Source organism: Corynebacterium liangguodongii (assembly GCF_003070865.1).
In the GTDB taxonomy this organism is placed as follows: Bacteria; Actinomycetota; Actinomycetes; order Mycobacteriales; family Mycobacteriaceae; genus Corynebacterium; species Corynebacterium liangguodongii.
Genome location: NZ_CP026948.1, coordinates 941,026 through 958,485 on the forward strand (window position 1 = coordinate 941,026; position 17,460 = coordinate 958,485).

17 protein-coding genes are annotated in these 17,460 nt (G+C 68.0%); 12 read left to right on the forward strand and 5 right to left on the reverse strand.

What is annotated here, in order from left to right; translation table 11 throughout:
* Positions 1–2 precede the first annotated feature (2 nt).
* The 7 genes from atpD to C3E79_RS04545 all read left to right on the forward strand — a co-directional run bounded on the left by atpD (position 3) and on the right by C3E79_RS04545 (position 4,760).
* Entirely contained in the window at positions 3–1,511 is a 1,509-nt protein-coding gene (gene atpD / locus C3E79_RS04515) for a F0F1 ATP synthase subunit beta (RefSeq protein ID WP_235840701.1), read from the forward strand.
* A gap of 9 nt (positions 1,512–1,520) precedes the next feature.
* Positions 1,521–1,892, forward strand: coding sequence for a F0F1 ATP synthase subunit epsilon (locus tag C3E79_RS04520; RefSeq protein WP_108403842.1), 372 nt, complete (start codon positions 1,521–1,523; stop codon positions 1,890–1,892).
* Between the two features lie 168 nt (positions 1,893–2,060).
* Positions 2,061–2,537: a DUF2550 domain-containing protein gene (locus C3E79_RS04525; RefSeq protein WP_158268508.1), complete on the forward strand. Its 477-nt coding sequence runs from the start codon at positions 2,061–2,063 to the stop codon at positions 2,535–2,537.
* A gap of 24 nt (positions 2,538–2,561) precedes the next feature.
* The gene (gene nucS / locus C3E79_RS04530; protein ID WP_108403844.1) at positions 2,562–3,254 is read left to right on the forward strand and encodes an endonuclease NucS; all 693 of its coding nucleotides are present in this window, start codon (positions 2,562–2,564) and stop codon (positions 3,252–3,254) included.
* 14 nt (positions 3,255–3,268) lie between these two features.
* Positions 3,269–3,556 (forward strand): hypothetical protein, encoded by a 288-nt coding sequence (locus C3E79_RS04535; protein ID WP_108403845.1) that lies wholly within the window; start codon positions 3,269–3,271, stop codon positions 3,554–3,556.
* Between the two features lie 10 nt (positions 3,557–3,566).
* Positions 3,567–3,899 carry an MTH1187 family thiamine-binding protein gene (locus tag C3E79_RS04540; protein WP_108403846.1) on the forward strand — a complete coding sequence of 111 codons (333 nt, stop codon included), beginning with the start codon at positions 3,567–3,569 and terminating at the stop codon, positions 3,897–3,899.
* A gap of 12 nt (positions 3,900–3,911) precedes the next feature.
* Positions 3,912–4,760: a tetratricopeptide repeat protein gene (locus tag C3E79_RS04545; RefSeq protein ID WP_108403847.1), complete on the forward strand. Its 849-nt coding sequence runs from the start codon at positions 3,912–3,914 to the stop codon at positions 4,758–4,760.
* A gap of 2 nt (positions 4,761–4,762) precedes the next feature.
* Here the strand turns inward: C3E79_RS04545 and glgB are convergent, their stop codons facing one another.
* On the reverse strand, positions 4,763–6,961 hold the full coding sequence (gene glgB / locus C3E79_RS04550) for a 1,4-alpha-glucan branching protein GlgB (RefSeq protein ID WP_108403848.1): 2,199 nt from the start codon (positions 6,959–6,961) through the stop codon (positions 4,763–4,765).
* A gap of 63 nt (positions 6,962–7,024) precedes the next feature.
* Positions 7,025–9,049, reverse strand: coding sequence for a maltotransferase domain-containing protein (locus tag C3E79_RS04555; protein ID WP_108403849.1), 2,025 nt, complete (start codon positions 9,047–9,049; stop codon positions 7,025–7,027).
* 133 nt (positions 9,050–9,182) lie between these two features.
* Between C3E79_RS04555 and C3E79_RS04560 the strand changes: the two genes are divergently transcribed.
* The 3 genes from C3E79_RS04560 to C3E79_RS04570 are packed head-to-tail and all read left to right on the forward strand — an operon-like array spanning position 9,183 to position 11,996.
* Positions 9,183–10,025 (forward strand): ABC transporter ATP-binding protein, encoded by an 843-nt coding sequence (locus tag C3E79_RS04560; RefSeq protein WP_235840702.1) that lies wholly within the window; start codon positions 9,183–9,185, stop codon positions 10,023–10,025.
* 17 nt (positions 10,026–10,042) lie between these two features.
* Positions 10,043–10,852 (forward strand): NUDIX hydrolase, encoded by an 810-nt coding sequence (locus C3E79_RS04565; RefSeq protein ID WP_235840703.1) that lies wholly within the window; start codon positions 10,043–10,045, stop codon positions 10,850–10,852.
* Positions 10,842–11,996, forward strand: coding sequence for a THUMP-like domain-containing protein (locus C3E79_RS04570; RefSeq protein ID WP_108403851.1), 1,155 nt, complete (start codon positions 10,842–10,844; stop codon positions 11,994–11,996). Before C3E79_RS04565 ends, C3E79_RS04570 begins: the two co-directional genes overlap by 11 nt.
* Here the strand turns inward: C3E79_RS04570 and C3E79_RS04575 are convergent.
* Positions 11,993–13,366, reverse strand: coding sequence for an MFS transporter (locus tag C3E79_RS04575; RefSeq protein ID WP_108403852.1), 1,374 nt, complete (start codon positions 13,364–13,366; stop codon positions 11,993–11,995). The two genes, C3E79_RS04570 and C3E79_RS04575, sit on opposite strands and share 4 nt — an antisense overlap.
* Positions 13,367–13,443: 77 nt before the next feature.
* On the reverse strand, positions 13,444–14,445 hold the full coding sequence (locus tag C3E79_RS04580; RefSeq protein ID WP_108403853.1) for a nucleoside hydrolase: 1,002 nt from the start codon (positions 14,443–14,445) through the stop codon (positions 13,444–13,446).
* A gap of 123 nt (positions 14,446–14,568) precedes the next feature.
* Here C3E79_RS04580 and C3E79_RS04585 point away from each other — a divergent pair, with 123 nt between their 5' ends.
* Together C3E79_RS04585 and C3E79_RS04590 are read left to right on the forward strand one after the other, a co-directional pair.
* Positions 14,569–15,693 (forward strand): cysteine desulfurase family protein, encoded by a 1,125-nt coding sequence (locus C3E79_RS04585; protein ID WP_108403854.1) that lies wholly within the window; start codon positions 14,569–14,571, stop codon positions 15,691–15,693.
* 51 nt (positions 15,694–15,744) lie between these two features.
* Complete coding sequence (locus tag C3E79_RS04590; RefSeq protein WP_108405057.1) at positions 15,745–16,812, forward strand: glycoside hydrolase family 25 protein; 1,068 nt, start codon at positions 15,745–15,747, stop codon at positions 16,810–16,812.
* Between the two features lie 2 nt (positions 16,813–16,814).
* Here the strand turns inward: C3E79_RS04590 and C3E79_RS04595 are convergent, their stop codons facing one another.
* Complete coding sequence (locus C3E79_RS04595; protein WP_146183416.1) at positions 16,815–17,450, reverse strand: esterase/lipase family protein; 636 nt, start codon at positions 17,448–17,450, stop codon at positions 16,815–16,817.
* Positions 17,451–17,460: the final 10 nt, after the last annotated feature.

A 17,460-nucleotide genomic window follows, 5' to 3' on the forward strand; every position in this document is an offset into this window, starting at 1 on the left:
TCATGACTACAGCTCTATCTACTGATGGACGCGATGAGCCGACGGGCCAGGCCGACACCCAGGCCGAAGCCCGCGAGGCCGTGAACACTCAAAAGCCGGCAGGCTCTGAGAACGGCCGCATCGTTCGCGTCATCGGCGCGGTCGTCGACGTGGAATTCCCGCGCGGCGAGCAGCCCGAACTCTACAACGCACTCGAGACCGCCATCGAGCTCGGCGACCTCTCGCGCACCCTCGTGCTCGAGGTGGCGCAGTTCCTCGGTGACAACCTCGTCCGCACGATCGCCATGGCTCCGACCGATGGTCTCGTGCGCGGCGCGAAGGTGGTCGATACCGGCAACCCGATCTCCGTTCCCGTGGGCGACCAGGTCAAGGGCCACGTCTTCAACGCCCTCGGCAAGTGCCTCGACGACCCTTCGGTCGGCGAGGGCGGCGAGCGCTGGGGCATCCACCGCGACCCGCCGGCGTTTAAGGACCTCGAGGGCAAGACCGAGATCCTGGAGACGGGCATCAAGGTCATCGACCTTCTCACCCCGTACGTCAAGGGCGGCAAGATCGGCCTGTTCGGTGGCGCGGGCGTGGGCAAGACGGTTCTCATCCAGGAGATGATTACCCGTATCGCCCGCGAGTTCTCCGGCACCTCGGTCTTCGCGGGCGTCGGCGAGCGCACGCGTGAGGGTACCGACCTGTTCCTCGAGATGGAGGACATGGGCGTGCTTCCCGATACCGCCTTGGTCTTCGGCCAGATGGACGAGCCGCCGGGGGTGCGCATGCGCGTGGCCCTGTCCGGCCTGACCATGGCGGAGTACTTCCGCGACGTGCAGGACCAGGACGTGCTGCTGTTCATCGACAACATCTTCCGCTTCACCCAGGCCGGCTCCGAGGTCTCGACCCTGCTGGGCCGCATGCCTTCTGCCGTGGGCTACCAGCCGACGCTGGCGGACGAGATGGGCGTGCTCCAGGAGCGCATTACCTCGACGAAGGGCCGCTCGATTACGTCCCTGCAGGCCGTCTACGTGCCGGCGGACGACTACACCGACCCGGCCCCGGCGACGACGTTTGCCCACCTCGATGCGACGACCGAGCTGTCGCGCTCCATTGCCTCGAAGGGTATCTACCCGGCTGTGGACCCGCTGACGTCGACCTCGCGCATCCTCGAGCCGGGCATCGTCGGCGAGCGCCACTACGCGGTGGCCCAGAAGGTCATCGGGATCCTGCAGAAGAACAAGGAGCTGCAGGACATCATCGCCATCCTCGGTATGGATGAGCTCTCTGAGGAAGACAAGCTCACCGTCATGCGCGCGCGTAAGATCCAGCGCTTCCTCGGCCAGAACTTCTTCGTGGCCAAGAAGTTCACCGGCGACGAGGGCTCCTACGTGCCGCTCGAGGAGACCATCGAGGCGTTCGACCGCCTCTGCGAAGGTGAGTTCGATGCCTACCCGGAGCAGGCGTTTTCCAACCTCGGTGGCCTAGACGACGTCGAGGCGGCTTACAAGAAGCTGCAGGAAAAGTAGGAGGGGGATATGGCTGACATCACCGTGCAACTGGTCTCTGTTGACCGCATGATCTGGACCGGTCAGGCCAGCATCGTCACCGCGCAGACCACCGAGGGTGAGATCGGCATCCTGCCGGGCCACGAGCCCCTCCTTGGCCAGCTCAAGGACAACGGCGTTGTCACGATCAACCCGGTGGACGGCGAGCGCATCATCGCCGCGGTGCAGGGAGGCTTCCTCTCTGTCGTGGGCGATAAGGTCACCATCCTGGCGGACTGGGCGGTTTTATCCGACGAGGTCAATTCCTCCGAGGCGGAATCCAACGCGAGCCAGGACGACGACGAGTTGAGCAAGTGGCGCGGGCAGGCAGAGCTTGCCGCGGTGCGCCGCGCGGGCAACTAGCCGCCACCCCCCCCTTGAGAGGGGCTGTGTTTCTACCGCTGCGGCGGTGGGGGCGCAGCCCCTTTTGCGGTTTTCTCACTCATTCCCGGAATGTACAATGAGACAAACACGCCTTCGCAGGTGGGAGGGCTTTATCTTCACCGGAGTTTGACAGGCAGGAGTGGACGCATGGAGGTTTTTGGCCTTGTGTTCGTTGTCGCTGTCGCGGCTGTGGTCGCGGTGGGGGCGGCCGCGCTGTGGCGCTTCTCCACGCTGCGCAACACCGGCTCGCAGGGCCTGATGCGCAGGCTGCCTGCCGAGGACGTACACGGCTGGCGCCACGGCGTGTTTCGGTATAGCGAGGAGCAGTTGAAGTTCTACAAGCTGCGCTCCTTGTCTTTCACCTGCGATGCCGCGGTGAATCGGCGGGGCAGCTCCATCGAGGGTTTCCGTGAGCTCTCTGCGGCCGAGCGGGAGTTCATACCCGGCGTTGATCGCGTCGTCGTGCTGAGCACCGGCGCGGCTCGCTACGAGCTCGCCAGCGATAGCCGGGCGCAGATGGCGTTGGTGTCCTGGATCGAATCCGCGCCGAGCACGCGCTCCGTGCGTAGCGACGCCAAAGGGGCGCAACCCCGCGCCGCCCAGCGCCGTGTGCACCGCCCGTAAGCGCGGGGTTGTAGCCTATTACCCATGCGTCTCGTCATCGCCCGGTGCTCCGTGGACTACGTCGGCCGCCTCGACGCGCACCTGCCGTCGGCGCGGCGGCTCATCATGGTCAAGGCCGATGGTTCGGTCTCCATTCACGCGGACGACCGCGCCTACAAGCCGTTGAACTGGATGACCCCGCCGTGCTCGATGCGGGAAGAGCCCGTGGTGGATGTGGATGGCGAGGACACGGGCGCGCAGCTGTGGATCGTCGAGAACCACAAGGGCGAGCAGCTGCGCATCACCTTAGAGGACGTCGTCAGTGAGACCGAGGTGGAGCTCGGCCCGGATCCCGGCTTGGTCAAGGACGGGGTGGAGGCGCACCTGCAAGAGCTTCTCGCCGAGCACATTGAGACGCTTGGCCGCGGTTATACCCTCGTGCGCCGGGAATACCCCACGGCGATCGGCCCGATCGACATCCTCGCCCGCGACGAGAGCGGTGCGACAGTGGCGGTGGAGGTCAAGCGCCGCGGGGGGATCGACGGGGTGGAGCAGCTCACCCGCTACGTCGACCTGCTCAACCGCGACGACCTGCTCCGGCCCGTCCGCGGGGTCTTTGCCGCCCAGGAGATCAAGCCGCAGGCCCGCACGCTCGCGCTCGATCGGGGGTTCGAGTGCCTCGTGCTCGACTACGACGAGCTGCGCGGGATAGAGTCCGACGAGCTGCGCCTATTTTAGGGGGGATAGGGGAGATGCCGAGGAGGAATAGGCGGTCGAACATCACCGCGTCCTACGTGCTGCCGAGGGATGGCTCGAGCTTCATCGGCACCCAGGAGGTGAGCGGGCCGCGGTGGGCGCGCGGGGAGACATACTGCATGCGGCTCATCGGGTCGTCTGCAGCGAAGAAGTTCTATGTCTGCCCGGGCTGCAACCACAATATCCCGCCCGGGGTGGCCCACGTCGTCGCGTGGCCGCGGGATACGGTGCGCGGGGGAGAGGACAGAAGGCATTGGCACCGGCATTGCTGGGAGCGTCGCTAAGCTAGATGCCATGATTGCCGCGTTTTCGGTCGCGCCGACGACCACAGATAACCCCCGTGCAGAGATGTCCGCCGCCGTCGCCCGCGCGGTGCGCGTCGTGCGGGAATCCGGTCTGCCGAACGAGACCACGGCGATGTTTACCACCATCGAGGGCGAGTGGGACGAGGTGATGGACGTGATCAAGCGCGCGACCCGCGCCGTCGAGGAGGTCGCGCCGCGGGTCGCCCTCGTGATCAAGGCAGATATCAGGCCCGGGCACGACAACATGCTCACCGCGAAGATGGAATCCCTCAACAAGCACCTTGGCGAGCACCCCGCCGAGCACACAGACAACGATCTTTAAGGAGTAGCAACCATGACTCAGGGCCCCAATGAGCGCGGAGCGGTAGACCTCGGCGCGGTAGGCGCTACTGCCGGGCAGCGACCAAGCGCGGGCGGCGGCTTCGCCGGGTTTATCTCTGCCACGGCGTCGAACGTCGAAGAGGAGGTGTTGCGCTACTCCGCGAAGATCCCAGTGGTGGTGCTCGTGGGCACCGACCGTTCGCCCGAGTCCGTGCAGCTCAAGGCTACGTTCGAGGAGCTCGCACGCGACCAGCGCGCCTTCCGCGTGGCCTACGTCGACGCCGATTCAGCCCCGGCGGTGGCGCAGATGTTCGGGGTCAGGGCGCTGCCGACAGCAATCGCCGTCGCGGCGGGCAGGCCGGTGACGAGCTTCGAGGGCAACCAGCCCGCGGCCCAGCTGAGCCAGTGGGTGGACGCCCTTGTCTCGCAGATCGGCCCACAGCTCGCCGGCCTCGGCGAGGAGGACGGCGCGGAGCAGGCGGAGGAGACCGACCCGCGTTTCGAGGCCGCGGCGGAGGCCCTCGAGCGCGCAGATTTCGCCGCCGCGAGGGCGATCTACGATGATATCTTGGCCGCTGAGCCGAAAAACGCCGAGGCGAAGCGCGCACGTGCGATGGTTGCCGTGCTCGAGCGGGTCCACGAGCGCGGGGCGAGCCAGCCGGAGGGGGTGGAGGCCACCCTCGCCGCGGCGGACGATGACGTCGCCCGTGGGGAGCCCGAGCGCGCGTTCGACCTCTTGCTCGAGCTGGTGCGCACAGAGCCGCGCGCGAAGGAGCGCCTCCTCGAGCTCTTCGAGGCCTACGAGCCGGGCGATCGCCGGGTCATCGCGGCGCGCACCCGGCTGGCCTCGGCGCTGTTCTAGCTCTAGCGCATGAGCGTGTAGTACTGCACGCTCATGGCCGGCACGTGCAGCGTGACTGACTGCTCGAAGTTATCCCACTCGACGGGCTCGGTGTGGACGGTGCACGGTAGGTCGTTGTCGGCGCCGCCGTAGATTCCGGCGTCGGTGTTGATCACGAGCTGCCAGTTGCCCGCCTCGGGAAGGCCCAGGCGGTAGCCGAGGTGGGATGCGCCGGAGAGGTTCACCACCGCGAGCAGCGGCTGGCCGTCCACGCCCCAGCGTACGTAGGCAAGAATGTTGTGCTCGTGGTCGTCCCCCTTGACCCATTGGAACCCCATGGGGGTGTTGTCCTGGCTAAACATCGCCGGGGTATCCCGGTAGACGCGGTTGAGGTCGCGCACGAGGCGCATGATGCCGCGGTGGTAGGCGCCCTCTCCCTCGCCGGCGATGTTGTCCCAGTTGACCGAGTGCGCCTCGTCCCATTCGGTGGTTTGGCCCCACTCGCAGCCCATGAACATCAGCTGCTTTCCGGGGTGGGAGAACATGTAGCCGAACAGCGCACGGATCCCGGCCGCCTTGTTCCAGGCGTCGCCAGGCATGCGCTGCCACAGCGAGCCCTTACCGTGCACGACTTCGTCGTGCGAAAACGGCAGAACGTAGGCCTCGGAGAACGCGTAGACCAGCGAAAACGTGATCTCGTTGTGGTGATACGAGCGGTGGATGGGGTCGAGGGAGAAGTACTCCAAGGTGTCGTTCATCCACCCCATGTTCCACTTCAGGGAAAACCCGAGCCCTTCCGCAGAGGTCTGCGCAGTCACGCCCGGCCATGCGGTCGACTCCTCGGCGATGGTGATCACCCCGGGGTGGCTGCGCTGCACCGTCGCGTTGGTCTCCTGCAAGAAGCGCACGGCATCCCAGTTCTCCCGGCCGCCCTGGCTATTGGGCAGCCACTCCCCGGGGTTGCGGGAGTAATCGAGGTAGAGCATGGAGGCCACCGCGTCGACGCGCAAGCCGTCCAAGTGGAACTCCTCGCACCAATACAAGGCGTTGGCGACGAGGAAGTTGCGCACCTCGTTGCGGCCGAAGTCGAACACGTAGGTGCCCCAGTCCTTCTGCTCGCCGCGGCGCCAGTCGGGGTGTTCGTAGAGCGCGGTGCCGTCGAAACGCCCGAGCGCCCAGGCGTCTTTGGGGAAGTGCGCGGGCACCCAGTCGACGATGACGCCGATGCCGTGCAGGTGCAGCTCGTCAACAAGAGCCCGGAACTCGTCCGGGCTGCCCCACCGCGCGCTCGGCGCGTAGTACCCGGTGACCTGGTAGCCCCAGGAGCCACCGAAGGGGTGCTCGGCGACGGGGAGGAACTCGACGTGGGTAAAACCACCCTCCACGAGGTAGGGCACGAGTTCTTCCTTCAGCGAGGCGTAGTTCGAGCCCTGCTTCCACGAGCCGATGTGGCACTCGTAGACGCTCATGGGGGCGTTTTTCGCATCCAGCCCCACGCGCCTGGCCATCCAGTCGTGATCACGCCACGTATACGTGCTCTGCGCGGCGACGACAGAGACGGTCTCCGGCGGGGCGAGCGTCTGCCGCGCCATCGGGTCGGCCTTGTCCACGCGCACCCCGTTGACATCGTGAATGGCGAACTTGTACGGCGTGCCCGCCTCGATGCCCGGGATGAAGACCTCCCACACGCCGGTCGACCCGAGCGTGCGCATCGGGTACTGGTTCGGGTTCCAATTGCAGAAGTCTCCGACCACCGCGACGCCTCGGGCGTTGGGCGCCCACACGGCAAAGGCCGTGCCGCTCACCTCGCCTAAGGCGGTGGTGTAGGTCTTCGGGTTGGCCCCTAAGACCTCCCAGAGCCTCTCGTGCCTGCCCTCGCTAATGAGGTGGAGGTCGAGGGAGCCAAGGGTGGGCAGGAAGTGGTAGCCGTCGGCGGTGGTGACCTCTTTGCCAAAGGGGTAGTGGACGGCGAGGCGGTAGTCGGGCGCGTGCTCGTCTTCAAGCCCGATGACCCAGATGTCGTCGCCGATAGGCGTCATCTCGCGCCGCTCGTTGTGGATGATGAGCTCGACCTTTACCGCCCCGAGCTGGCGGGTGCGCACGACCGATCCGGCCGATAAGCTGTGCCAGCCGTAGAAGTCGTGGGGCGCGTGGTGCTTGCATTGGATGAGGCGCGCGCGGTCCGCTTCCGGAATCGCAAGGTGTGTAGGTGTGCTCTCCATGGTGGTCCTTCGCAGGGGGTGGCTTGAGGGGGATACGCTTATGAGGTAAAACGCTACCGATTTTTATGGGCGGTAGTCGTGGTCAGGGATGGCGCGGAAGGCGAGCGACGCGCGCAGCCGCTTATCGACGTCCGGCAGCCTAAAGATGTGAGCCACGTTCGCCTCCGGTACCAACCGCACGAAGTTATCCGTGCTCCACGTGTAGTCGGCGCCCGTGACAAGGTCGTGGACGGGGTAGCTCTCCCCGGCGCCGACGCCGATGGCCTCGGCGTCTATGCGCACCATCGCTTCCTGGGTGGCCCAGGGGTCGAGGTTGACCACGACTAACACGGCGTTGCCGCTGACGGCATCGACCTTGGAGTAGGCCAGCACCTGGTCGTTGGAGGCGTCGTGGAAGTGCAGCTGACGAAGCTGCTGGAGCGCGGGGTTGCCGCGGCGGATCGCGTTGAGCAGGGTGAGGTAGGGCTCCAAGGATTCACCCCGGCCGAGCGCGGCGGCGAAGTCGCGGGGGCGCAGCTCGTATTTCTCCGAGTCCATGTATTCCTCGGAATCCGGTGCGACGGGGACGTTTTCGTAGAGCTCGAAGCCGGAGTAGACGCCCCACAGCGGGCTCAGCGTGGCGGCGAGGGTGGCGCGGATGGCAAACGCCGCCTTCCCGCCGGTGACGAGGGAGGCGTGCAGGATGTCGGGGGTGTTGACGAAGAGGTTGGGGCGTGAGACGTCGGCGACATCGACGAGCAGGCCGGCGAAGTCGATGAGCTCCGCCTTGGAGGTCTTCCACGTGAAGTGCGTATACGACTGGGAAAAGCCGGCCTTGGATAGGCCGAACATGCGCGGGGGACGGGTAAAGGCCTCGGCGAGGAAGATGACCTCGGGGTTCGTCTCGTGGACGGCGTTGATGAGCCAGTGCCAGAAGTTCACCGGCTTGGTGTGCGGGTTGTCCACGCGGAAGGTCTTGATCCCCAGGCCCACCCAGTACATCAGCACCCGGTAGATCTCCGCGTAGACGCCTTCGGGGTCGTTGTCGAAGTTGATGGGGTAGATGTCCTGGTACTTCTTTGGCGGGTTCTCCGCATAGGCGATGGTGCCGTCGTCAAGCACGGTGAAGAACTCCGGGTGCTCGCGTGCCCACGGGTGGTCGGGCGCGGCCTGGAGCGCGAAGTCGAGCGCGACCTCGAGGCCCAGCTCTCGGGCGTGGGAGAGCATGGCGAGGAACTCTTCTTCGCCGCCGAGCAGAGGGTGGAAGGCGTCGTGGCCGCCGTCTGCCGAGCCGACCGCCCACGGCGATCCCACGTCCTGCGGATCGGGCGTGAGCGTGTTGTTGCGGCCCTTGCGGTTGACCTCGCCGATGGGGTGGATCGGCGGGAAGTAGACGGTGTCGAAGCCCATCGCGGCGACCCGATCGAGGGCCTTCGAGGTCGTCTCCCACGTGCCGTGGATCGGGTTGCCCGCGGCGTCGCGCCCGCCGGTCGAGCGCGGGAAGAGCTCGTACCACGAGTTCACCAGCGCCTCGCGCCGCTCGACGAGGATCTCGCAGATCGGCCCGCGGGTGACCTGCTCGCGCAGCGGGTGCTCGGCGAGCACGTCGGTGACCTCTTTCGCCAGCCCGGCGTTGAGGCGGGTGGCCAGCGGCAATGAGGTGTCGCCAAGCGTGCTGCTCGCCTGGGAGAGGACCTCCGCGGCACCGGCGGGAGCGTTTGCCGCGGCGCGATCGAAGAGCTCCACGCCGTGCGCGATGTCGTTGGCCAGCTCGGCCTCCCCCTGCCCCGCGGCGAGCTTTTTGCTCACCGCGTTGCGCCAGGTCGCCATGACGTCACTCCAGGCGTCGACACGAAAACGCCACGTCCCCTCCACGTGCGGGACGATGAGCGCGTGGACGTAGTCCGGCCGGTAGACCTCTTGCTGCATCAAGGCCGCGCTGCGCGTCCCGTCGGGAGCCTCGGTGACGAGGGTGGCGGCCACCGCGTCGTGGCCCTCCCGCCAGACGAGTGCGGAGACGGGGACGACCTCGCCGACGACGGCTTTGGCCGGCAGGGTGCGCCCGGATACCTGGGGGCGTACGTCATCAATTCCGAAGCGTCCAATCATGTGCTCCACATCCTTGGGTCGGGGGGCGGTGTGCGGCGTGGTATGCCTCCCCACACTAGCCACACAACCGCCAACCGTGCCGGGGGTTGGCGCGCTGCCACCCGGGCGGGCGGATTTAGTCCACAATGGAGGGGTGAGTAATCGTGGAGAAGAACTGGAAACCGACCCGGACCTGCTGATCGATTTCCGCGGCGTGGAGTATTCCCGCGGGGGAGCGCGCCTGGTCGGCCCCGTCGACTGGCAGGTTGAGCTGGACGAGCGCTGGGTGGTCATCGGCCCCAACGGGGCGGGCAAAACCACGCTCATCAAGATGGCCTCCGCGCAGGAATTCCCCTCCGCCGGCACGGCCTTCGTCCTCGGGGAGCGGCTGGGCAAGACCGACATGCGTGACCTGCGCGCCCAGATCGGCCTCACCTCCTCCGCCGTGGCGCTGCGGGTGCCCGGAGAGGAGAAGGTCGGAGACCTCGTCGTCTCCGCCGGCTATGCCATCTTGGGCAGGTGGCGCGAAGACTACGACGAGATGGACTACGAGCAGGCCCTCGAGGTGCTCGAGCAGGTCGGCGCGATGCACCTGATCGACCGCACGTGGGAGACGCTCTCGGACGGGGAGCGCAAGCGCGTGCTCATCGCGCGCGCGATCATGACCAACCCGGAGCTGCTCATCATGGACGAGCCTGCCGCCGGGATGGACCTCGGCGGCAGGGAGGATCTCGTGGCCTACCTCGGGGACCTCGCGATGGACCCCGACGCCCCCGCGATTGTCATGATCACCCACCACGTCGAGGAGATCCCGCCGGGCTTTACGCACGCGCTGCTGCTCGACGAAGGCGAAGTCGTCTCCCAGGGGCTCATCGAGGACGTGCTCACCGCCGAAAACCTCACCCGCGCGTATCATCAACCCATCGAGGTCCACGCCTCGGAGGGGCGCTACACGGCGCGGCGCGCGCGGCGCGGGGGAGTGCACAGGGCAGGCTAGGCGGAAGGAGGCACGCGGTGGCAATCGAGAGCATCGAGAGTTCAGCGCGCCTCGCCTGCACCGTGATACTCACGCGCGATGGCGAGACGGGCCTGGAGGTCTGGGTTTTCGAGCGGGTGATGAGCATGCCGAACTACCCCGGCATGACCGTTTTTCCCGGCGGCGGGGTCGATTCCCGCGACTTCCCGCATGCGGAGAGCGCCGGTGAGCTCTGGTACGGCCGGAGCGCCGAAGACCTCGCCGCGCAGCTCAAGGTGGGCTCGGATACCGCCTACGCGCTGCTGCTTGCGGCGGTGCGCGAGCTGTTTGAGGAAACCGGTACGCTCCTCGCCGTCGATAGCGCGGGCGACCTGCCCGCGGACGCCCACTCCTTCCATTCTCAGCGCGTGCGCATGGAGTCCCATGAGCTCTCGCTCACCGAGGTGTTGCGCGATAAGGGCCTGCGGGTCACCCCGGACCTGCTGCTTCCTTTCGCACGCTGGGTCGGGCGCTCCGAGCGAGGTACCACCTACGATACGTTTACCTGGCTCGCGCGCCTGCCCGAGGGGCAGCAGCCCGACGGGCGCACGGGGGAGGCGGACGACGCGAATTGGTTCCCGCCTGCGCTGCTTATCGACGGCTGGCGGGCCGGGCTGGTGCGCTTTGCGCCCTCGACGTGGGCGCAGCTTCTCGATATCTCCGAGTTTGCTACCACCGACGATCTGTGGGAGGCGACGAAGGGCGCAGAGATCACCCTGGTGCGCGACGACGCCGTGGATAACCCCCGCTACGCCGAGTTTTTCACGCTGCGCCCAGAAGACCGCATCGGGAGGCCCTTTGAGCTTTAGCGTCGAGGAAGTCCGCTTCCTCGCGGCCCACCGTGCCGAGATCGACGAGGTGGCACCCGCGCTCTCTCTCACCCGCGCCGCGATGATTTCCGACCGTAAGATTTTAGACAAGCGCTTCGGCACCTACGCCCGCGCGGTGATGGGCTTGCTCGGCGGGCGGCGGGCCGCCGCGGGGAAGTTCCCCGGCGAGTGGCTCACAGACTTCCACGCCGCGCAGCAGGCCACCCCCGTGCCGGTGGCCCACCTGCGCGCGCGGCGCATCGCCGCTGCCGGGGCCGGCCGCCTCCACGACGTGACCTGCTCGGTGGGCACCGAGGCGCCCGCCGCGGCGGAGGCGGGGCTGGCGTGGCTCGGCTCCGATCTCGACTCGGCCAGGGTGCTCATGGCCAGGCACAACCTGGGCCCGGACGCGTGGCTCGCGCGTGCCGACGCCCTCGCCCCCGTTACCCGTGACGCCGTCGTTGTCGCCGACCCCGCCCGCCGCGACGGGGGAAACCGCATCGCCGACCCCGCGAAGCTCCAACCCCCACTGCCCGACCTCCTCGCGGCGTACCGGGGCAGAGAGCTGGCCGTGAAGTGTGCCCCGGGCATCGACTACTCCGAGTGGGATGGGCTGGTTAGCGTCGTCTCCGTCGACGGGGCGGTCAAGGAGGCCTGCCTCTACACCCCGGGGCTTGCCGGAGGGCTGGCGCGCGAGGCCGCCGTGCTGCGTAGCGACGGCTTCACAGACATCGTCACCTCCGCGTCGCGCGAGGACGAGGCGGAGCTTGAGGTGGGCGAGCCCGGGGCCTACATCGTCGAGCCGGATGGGGCGGTCATCCGCGCCGGGCTCGTGCGCGCCTTCGGCGCGCGCCACGGCCTGTGGATGCTCGACCCCCACATCGCCTTCCTCACCGGGGATGCGATCCCGGCGGGCTACAGCGCATTCCCCGTGCTTGAGGCGGTGCCGCTGCGTGGTTTAAAGGCGGCGCTGCGGCCCTACGGGGCGGGCTCGCTCGAAATCCTGGTGCGCGGCGTCGACGTCAACCCCGACAAGCTGCGGGCCTCACTGAAGCTGAAGGGGAAGCGGCCGATGGCCGTGGTCGTCGCGCGCGTGGGCACCAGCGCGGTGGCGTACGTGTGCGGGGCGCGCGAGCGGGCCTAGTTAAGAGCGCGATCCAGCTCGGCAACGGTCGTGCGGGGGATGAGCAGTGTCGCCGCCGCGGAGACCGCGAGAATGACCGCGCCGACGAGGAATGCTGTCGTATACCCGGCGGTGGAGTCCGAGCCCTGCGGCGAACCGGCGACCATGAAAACGGGAAGCACGGCAAAGGAGATGCCGGCGCCGAGGTTGAAGGCGGCGGAGTTCATACCGGGAAGGAACCCCTCGTTGTCCTTCGGGGAGTTGACCACGCCGAGGTTGTTGAGCACGATGTTGGCCATGCCGGCGTAGGTCACCCCGATGAGGATGACCCCGGCGATGAGGACCCAGAGTGAGCGCACGCCCACCAGCGCCAGCAACACGAGCAGGACGGCGGTGGCGATGTTGGCGACCCGGATCGAGCGGGCGTAGCCGATACGCGGGGCGAAGCGCCCGGCGAACGGGCCAACCAACCACCCGACGAGCGCGTACGGGGTCAGCAGCGCGAGCGCGGCGACGTCCGCCTCCACACCGAAGCCCGCGGTGGGGTTTTGGGCCAGCGACACCGCCACGCCGTTGACCGCCGCAAAAACACCGGTCATGGTGAGCACCGTGGTGAGCAACAGCGCCCAGGTGTGGCGCCTGGCCAGGTAGCGCGGTGCGACGAGGGGCTGCGTCTGGTGCCCCTCATACCTCCAGAACACGGCGAAGAACCCGAAGCCCAGCACGGCGAGCACGGCCACCGCGAGCCAATTCGCCGCCCCGGCCTTGCCTGCCTCGTTGACGGCGAGGGTCAGCGAGAGCACGGAAACTACGAGAAGGGCGGCACCGCCGACGTCCATTTTTACCCCCGCGGAAGGTTTGGAGTCCGGAGCCCAGAGGGCAACTGCAGCCACCGCGACCAACCCCATGCCCGCGATGAGCCAGAAGACCGAGCGGAACCCGAATTCTTGGGCCATCCAACCGGACAACAGCACGTCAAGCCCGGCGATGCCGCCGTTGACTGCGGCGATAAGACCCATGAGGGTGCCGAGGCGGACCTCGTCTTTGACCTGGCTGCGCAGGATGATGAGGGTGAGCGGGATGGTCGGGCCCGCGATGCCCTGCAGGGCGCGGGCTGCAAGCAGCACCTGAATGTTCGGCGCGAGCGCGGCGAGCACGCCGCCGAGGGACATGACTGCCAGCATGACGACGAGCACCCGGCGCCGCCCGATGATGTCGGACAGGCGCGGCAAAAACAGCCCGCACATCGCCCCGCAGGTGAAAAACGCAGTTTGGGTTAACCCTACGGCGGCTTCGTCGGTACCCAACTCAGCGGCCATGGTCGGCAGGACGGGCGAGAGCATCGAGGCGTTGAGCTGGAATGCAACGGCAGCGGTCAAGAGCACACCCATGAGTAGGGCGATGCCGCCGGGGCGGGAATCAACGGGGTCGCCGGGGGCGGCTGGTCGTGAAGTCAACGGGGGCCTTTCTACCTGAAGTGGGTGTTGCCGATGCGGGTGAGGGCGTCGATAAGCATGTGCCAAAAACCATCAACATCGACGTCGACCCCGACTCTGTGCATCGACATATTCTCATAGTCGTCGGCCACACCGAGTATCGACGGCTCGCCGCCAGCCACATCCCACGTGCGGCGCAGGTCCACCACCGTCATCCCGCGCGTGTACTCCCCGCGGGTTTCTACGCGCACGGGCGCAGCTACTGTCGCGAGGACGGATGGGTCGGCCACCGCGGCGACAGCCAGAGGATCGTGCATCGGCGGGCCGGGGTAGCGGCGCTCAGCCTTGTAGGCCTGACCGAAGAAATCGACAAGCTCGGCGACAAAACCGGCGACGTCGGTTCCCACCCGTGCGATTTGCTCCATCCGCTCGGGTGTGGCCAACACCTTGTGGGTGACGTCGAGGCCGACCATGGTCACCGGCCAGCTCGCGTCGAAGACGATGGCGGCGGCCTCGGGGTCGGCGAGGATGTTGAACTCGGCCGCTGGGGTCATGTTCCCGCCGTGGTGCGCCCCTCCCATCAGCGTCACGCCCGCGACCCGTCCGACTAGGTCGGGGTGGGTGCGGGCGAACAGGGCGAGGTTGGTCAAGGCTCCGGTGGCCACCAGGGTGACCTCGCCTGAGGCGTGTCCGCGCACGGTATCGGCGATGAGATCAACGGCGTGGCGCGGGTCCAGGTCTGCCCCGGGGCCCGGCAGGCGCGGGCCGTCGAGGCCGGACTCGCCGTGGATCTCCGCGGGGATGAGCTGCGGGCCGACGAGCGGGCAGTCCGCGCCCTTCGCGAAGGGGACTCCTGCGATCCCGGCGACCCGCGCCAGTGCGAGGGCGTTGGCCGTGACCTTCTCCAGGGTCTGGTTTCCTGCGACCGTGGTCACGCCGACGAGGTCGATGGCGGGACTTCCCCAGGCCAGGAGCATGGCTACGGCGTCGTCGTGGCCGGGGTCGCAGTCGAGGAGGATTGGGCGTGGGGGCATGGCGGAGCGGCTCCTTGGGGTCTTCCTTCCGGCGCGTGGATAGTACTGCAGTGTAGTTCCTCGGCTCCGAGAGCACCGATGGATCCGAGAGCTGTGGCGGTACGCGCGACTAGAATCGCGCCCATGCCCTACTTCGACCACGCCGCGACGACGCCGATGCGAGACTGCGCGAGGCAGGCCTGGGCCGAGTACTCCGGCCTGCTCAACCCGGGAGGGCAGTACGGCTCGGGTCGCAGGGCGGCTGCCGTGCTCGCCGAGGCACGCGAGGAGGTCGCCGAGCTGCTCGGCGCAGACCCGGTCGAGGTGGTCTTTACCGGCTCGGGTACCGAGGCGGACAACCTCGCGGTGCGCGGCCTCTACCGCGCCAGCAGGGGAGGCCGGGTGGTGGCCAGCCCCATTGAGCACCCGGCTGTCCTCGAGACGGTCAAGTCACTGGCCGTGACCGAGGGGGCGAGGCTCGAGTGGCTTCCCGTCACGCGCGAGGGCCGCGTGGAGGACTTCTCGCTTCTCGACGCCCCAGCGGGCGTCGCCACCCTCATGTGGGCCAACAACGAAACGGGCGTGGTCCAGCCCGTGGCCGAGGCCGCCGCCCGGGCTGCGGTGGTAGGCACACCCTTCCACGTCGACGCCGTCCAGGCGGTGGGCAAGGTCCCCGTGGACTTCCACGAGCTCGGCGCGACGACGCTAGCGGCGAGCGCCCACAAGTTCGGAGGACCCCGCGGCACCGGCATCTTGCTCGCGCGGCGCTCTCCGGCGCCGACCGCCGTGATCACCGGCGGCGGGCAGGAGAGGGGGCTGCGCTCGGGCACGGTGGATGTGGCCTCCGCGGCGGCGACGGCGGCGGCGCTGCGAGAGGCCGTCGGGGAAATGGCGCACGAGGAGGCGAGGCTCATCAGGCTCGGCGAGGCCCTCGTCGCCGGCATCCTGCGCGAGGTGCCGGACGCCCGCGTGACAACGCCCTTGCCCGCCCTCCCCGGCCACGTCCACGTGCTCTTCCCCGGCGCGAACGGGGATGCGCTGATCATGCTGTTGGATTCGCTGGGCCTCGAGGCCTCCACGGGTTCGGCCTGCGCGGCGGGGGTCAACCGGTCCAGCCACGTGCTCGAGGCGATGGGGGTCGCGCCCGAGGCAGCGGCGGGGGCGCTGCGGCTCACGCTGGGGCGCACGTCGACGGAAAAGGACGTTGAGGAGCTGGTGGGGGAGATTGGGGGCGTCGTCACGCGTGCCCGAATCGCGGGATCCCTGTAAGTGGTGTGTCGCGTGTGAAATTTGTGATTTAAGTGCGCTAGCGTGGCGCGCATGCACGTCTCCCGCAGGATCCAACCCGTCCTCGCCGCGCTTGTCGCGGCCGCCCTGACCTTCGTCCTCGCCGTCGTCGTGCCGTTTAGCCCGGCTTCGCGTACCGACGCCGCCGCGCAGACGCTGCCCGGGGTGGTCTCCGGCGTCGACGTCGCGGGCCACCAGCGCCCCGGCGGGCGGCAGATCGACTGGCGCACCGTCGCCGGGCCCGGCGGGCAGCGCTTCGCCTTTGTCAAGGCCTCCGAGGGCGAGGGCTGGAAGAACGAGTTTTACGACGAAGACGCCCGCGCGGCGGCGGATGCGGGCATGAAGGTCGGCGCCTACCACTACGCGCGCCCCGCCGAAGACCCGGTCACCCAGGCCCAGTACTTTGCCTCCGTCATCAATGCCGGTCCCGCGCTCTCCCTCCCGCCCGTGCTCGACGTAGAGGTCGACGAGGGGTTGAGCCCGCAGGCGCTCATCGGCTGGACCCAGGTGTTCCTCTCCGAGGTTGAGCAGGCCACCGGCACCAAGCCGATGCTCTATACTTACCGCTACTTCTGGACAGAGCGCATGGCCAATACGAATGCCTTTACCGGCTACCCGCTGTGGCTCGCGGCCTACCAGAACCAGGCCCCGCGCCCGGTGGGGGGCTGGGACAAGCTGACGTTTTGGCAGCGCTCCGATTCCGGGCGCGTGCCGGGCATGAATACCCCGGTAGACATGAACGTCTTCAACGGCAGCGAGGCCGATCTCTCCAGCTTCTCCGCCGGCAACTACGCCGTGGGCGGCGGGGTCCTCGAGTCCTTCCAGGTCCCTGAGTCTGGGGAGCTCGGCATTTTGGAGCAGGACAACACCGCCCTCGTCGTGGCCATCCTGGGGCTTGCCACCGGGATCCTCGGCTCCCCGCAGGTCCACGACGCGGCTGCGAAATTCGGCTTTAACCCCGAAGACGCCGACAAGATCGCCGCGAACGTGAAAGACCTCGCGGCACAGGGGCAGCTGCCTGTCGGGGACCTGCGCACCATGATGCTCGGCGACTACTCCGTCGGCGACCTGCTCATCCTGCTCGCCAACGCCCAGAAGTAGCTCTACAGCCCGAGCGCGTCGAGCACCTCGTCGGTGCAGCCCGGCAGCAGGGCGTGGGGCACGCCGCTGACGGTGACCACGCGGCCGAGCGTGGATGACCACTCCGGCACCACGCTATCGGCGTCGGAGACGATGGAGACCACCTCGACGCCCTCGGGCAGAGCCGGCTCACCAGCGACGTGCTCGAGGTCGACGAAGGATTCCCCGAAAACGAGCCGCACCAGCCACTCGGGGCGGAGGAAACCGTGGTGGTCGGTGCCGCGCCAGGCCCCGCCCAGCCCGACGAGGGTTCCCACCCGCTCGCGCACGCCAGGCACGGCGAGCGCCCGGAGCGCCACCAGGGCGCCGCTGGAATGCCCGACGATATCGACCCGGTCGACCTCGTCCGGCAGGGCGGCAATGGCGCAGGCGAGCTCGGCCGCTGAGGCGTCGATACGCGCCGAGCCCCGCGCCCCGTGCGCAACCGCTGCCATGTCCACCCCGCGGGAGCCTAGCGCCTCACCGAGCGGGGCGAAGACCACCGGATCTGACAACGTGCCGTGAACCGCTACGACGACCCGGCCAGTGGACTGGGAGGTCGCTGTGGAAGGGTCAGGAAGTACGCGGGGGAGGCGGGAGAGCAGTGCCTTGGGGGCCATGGGGGTCTAG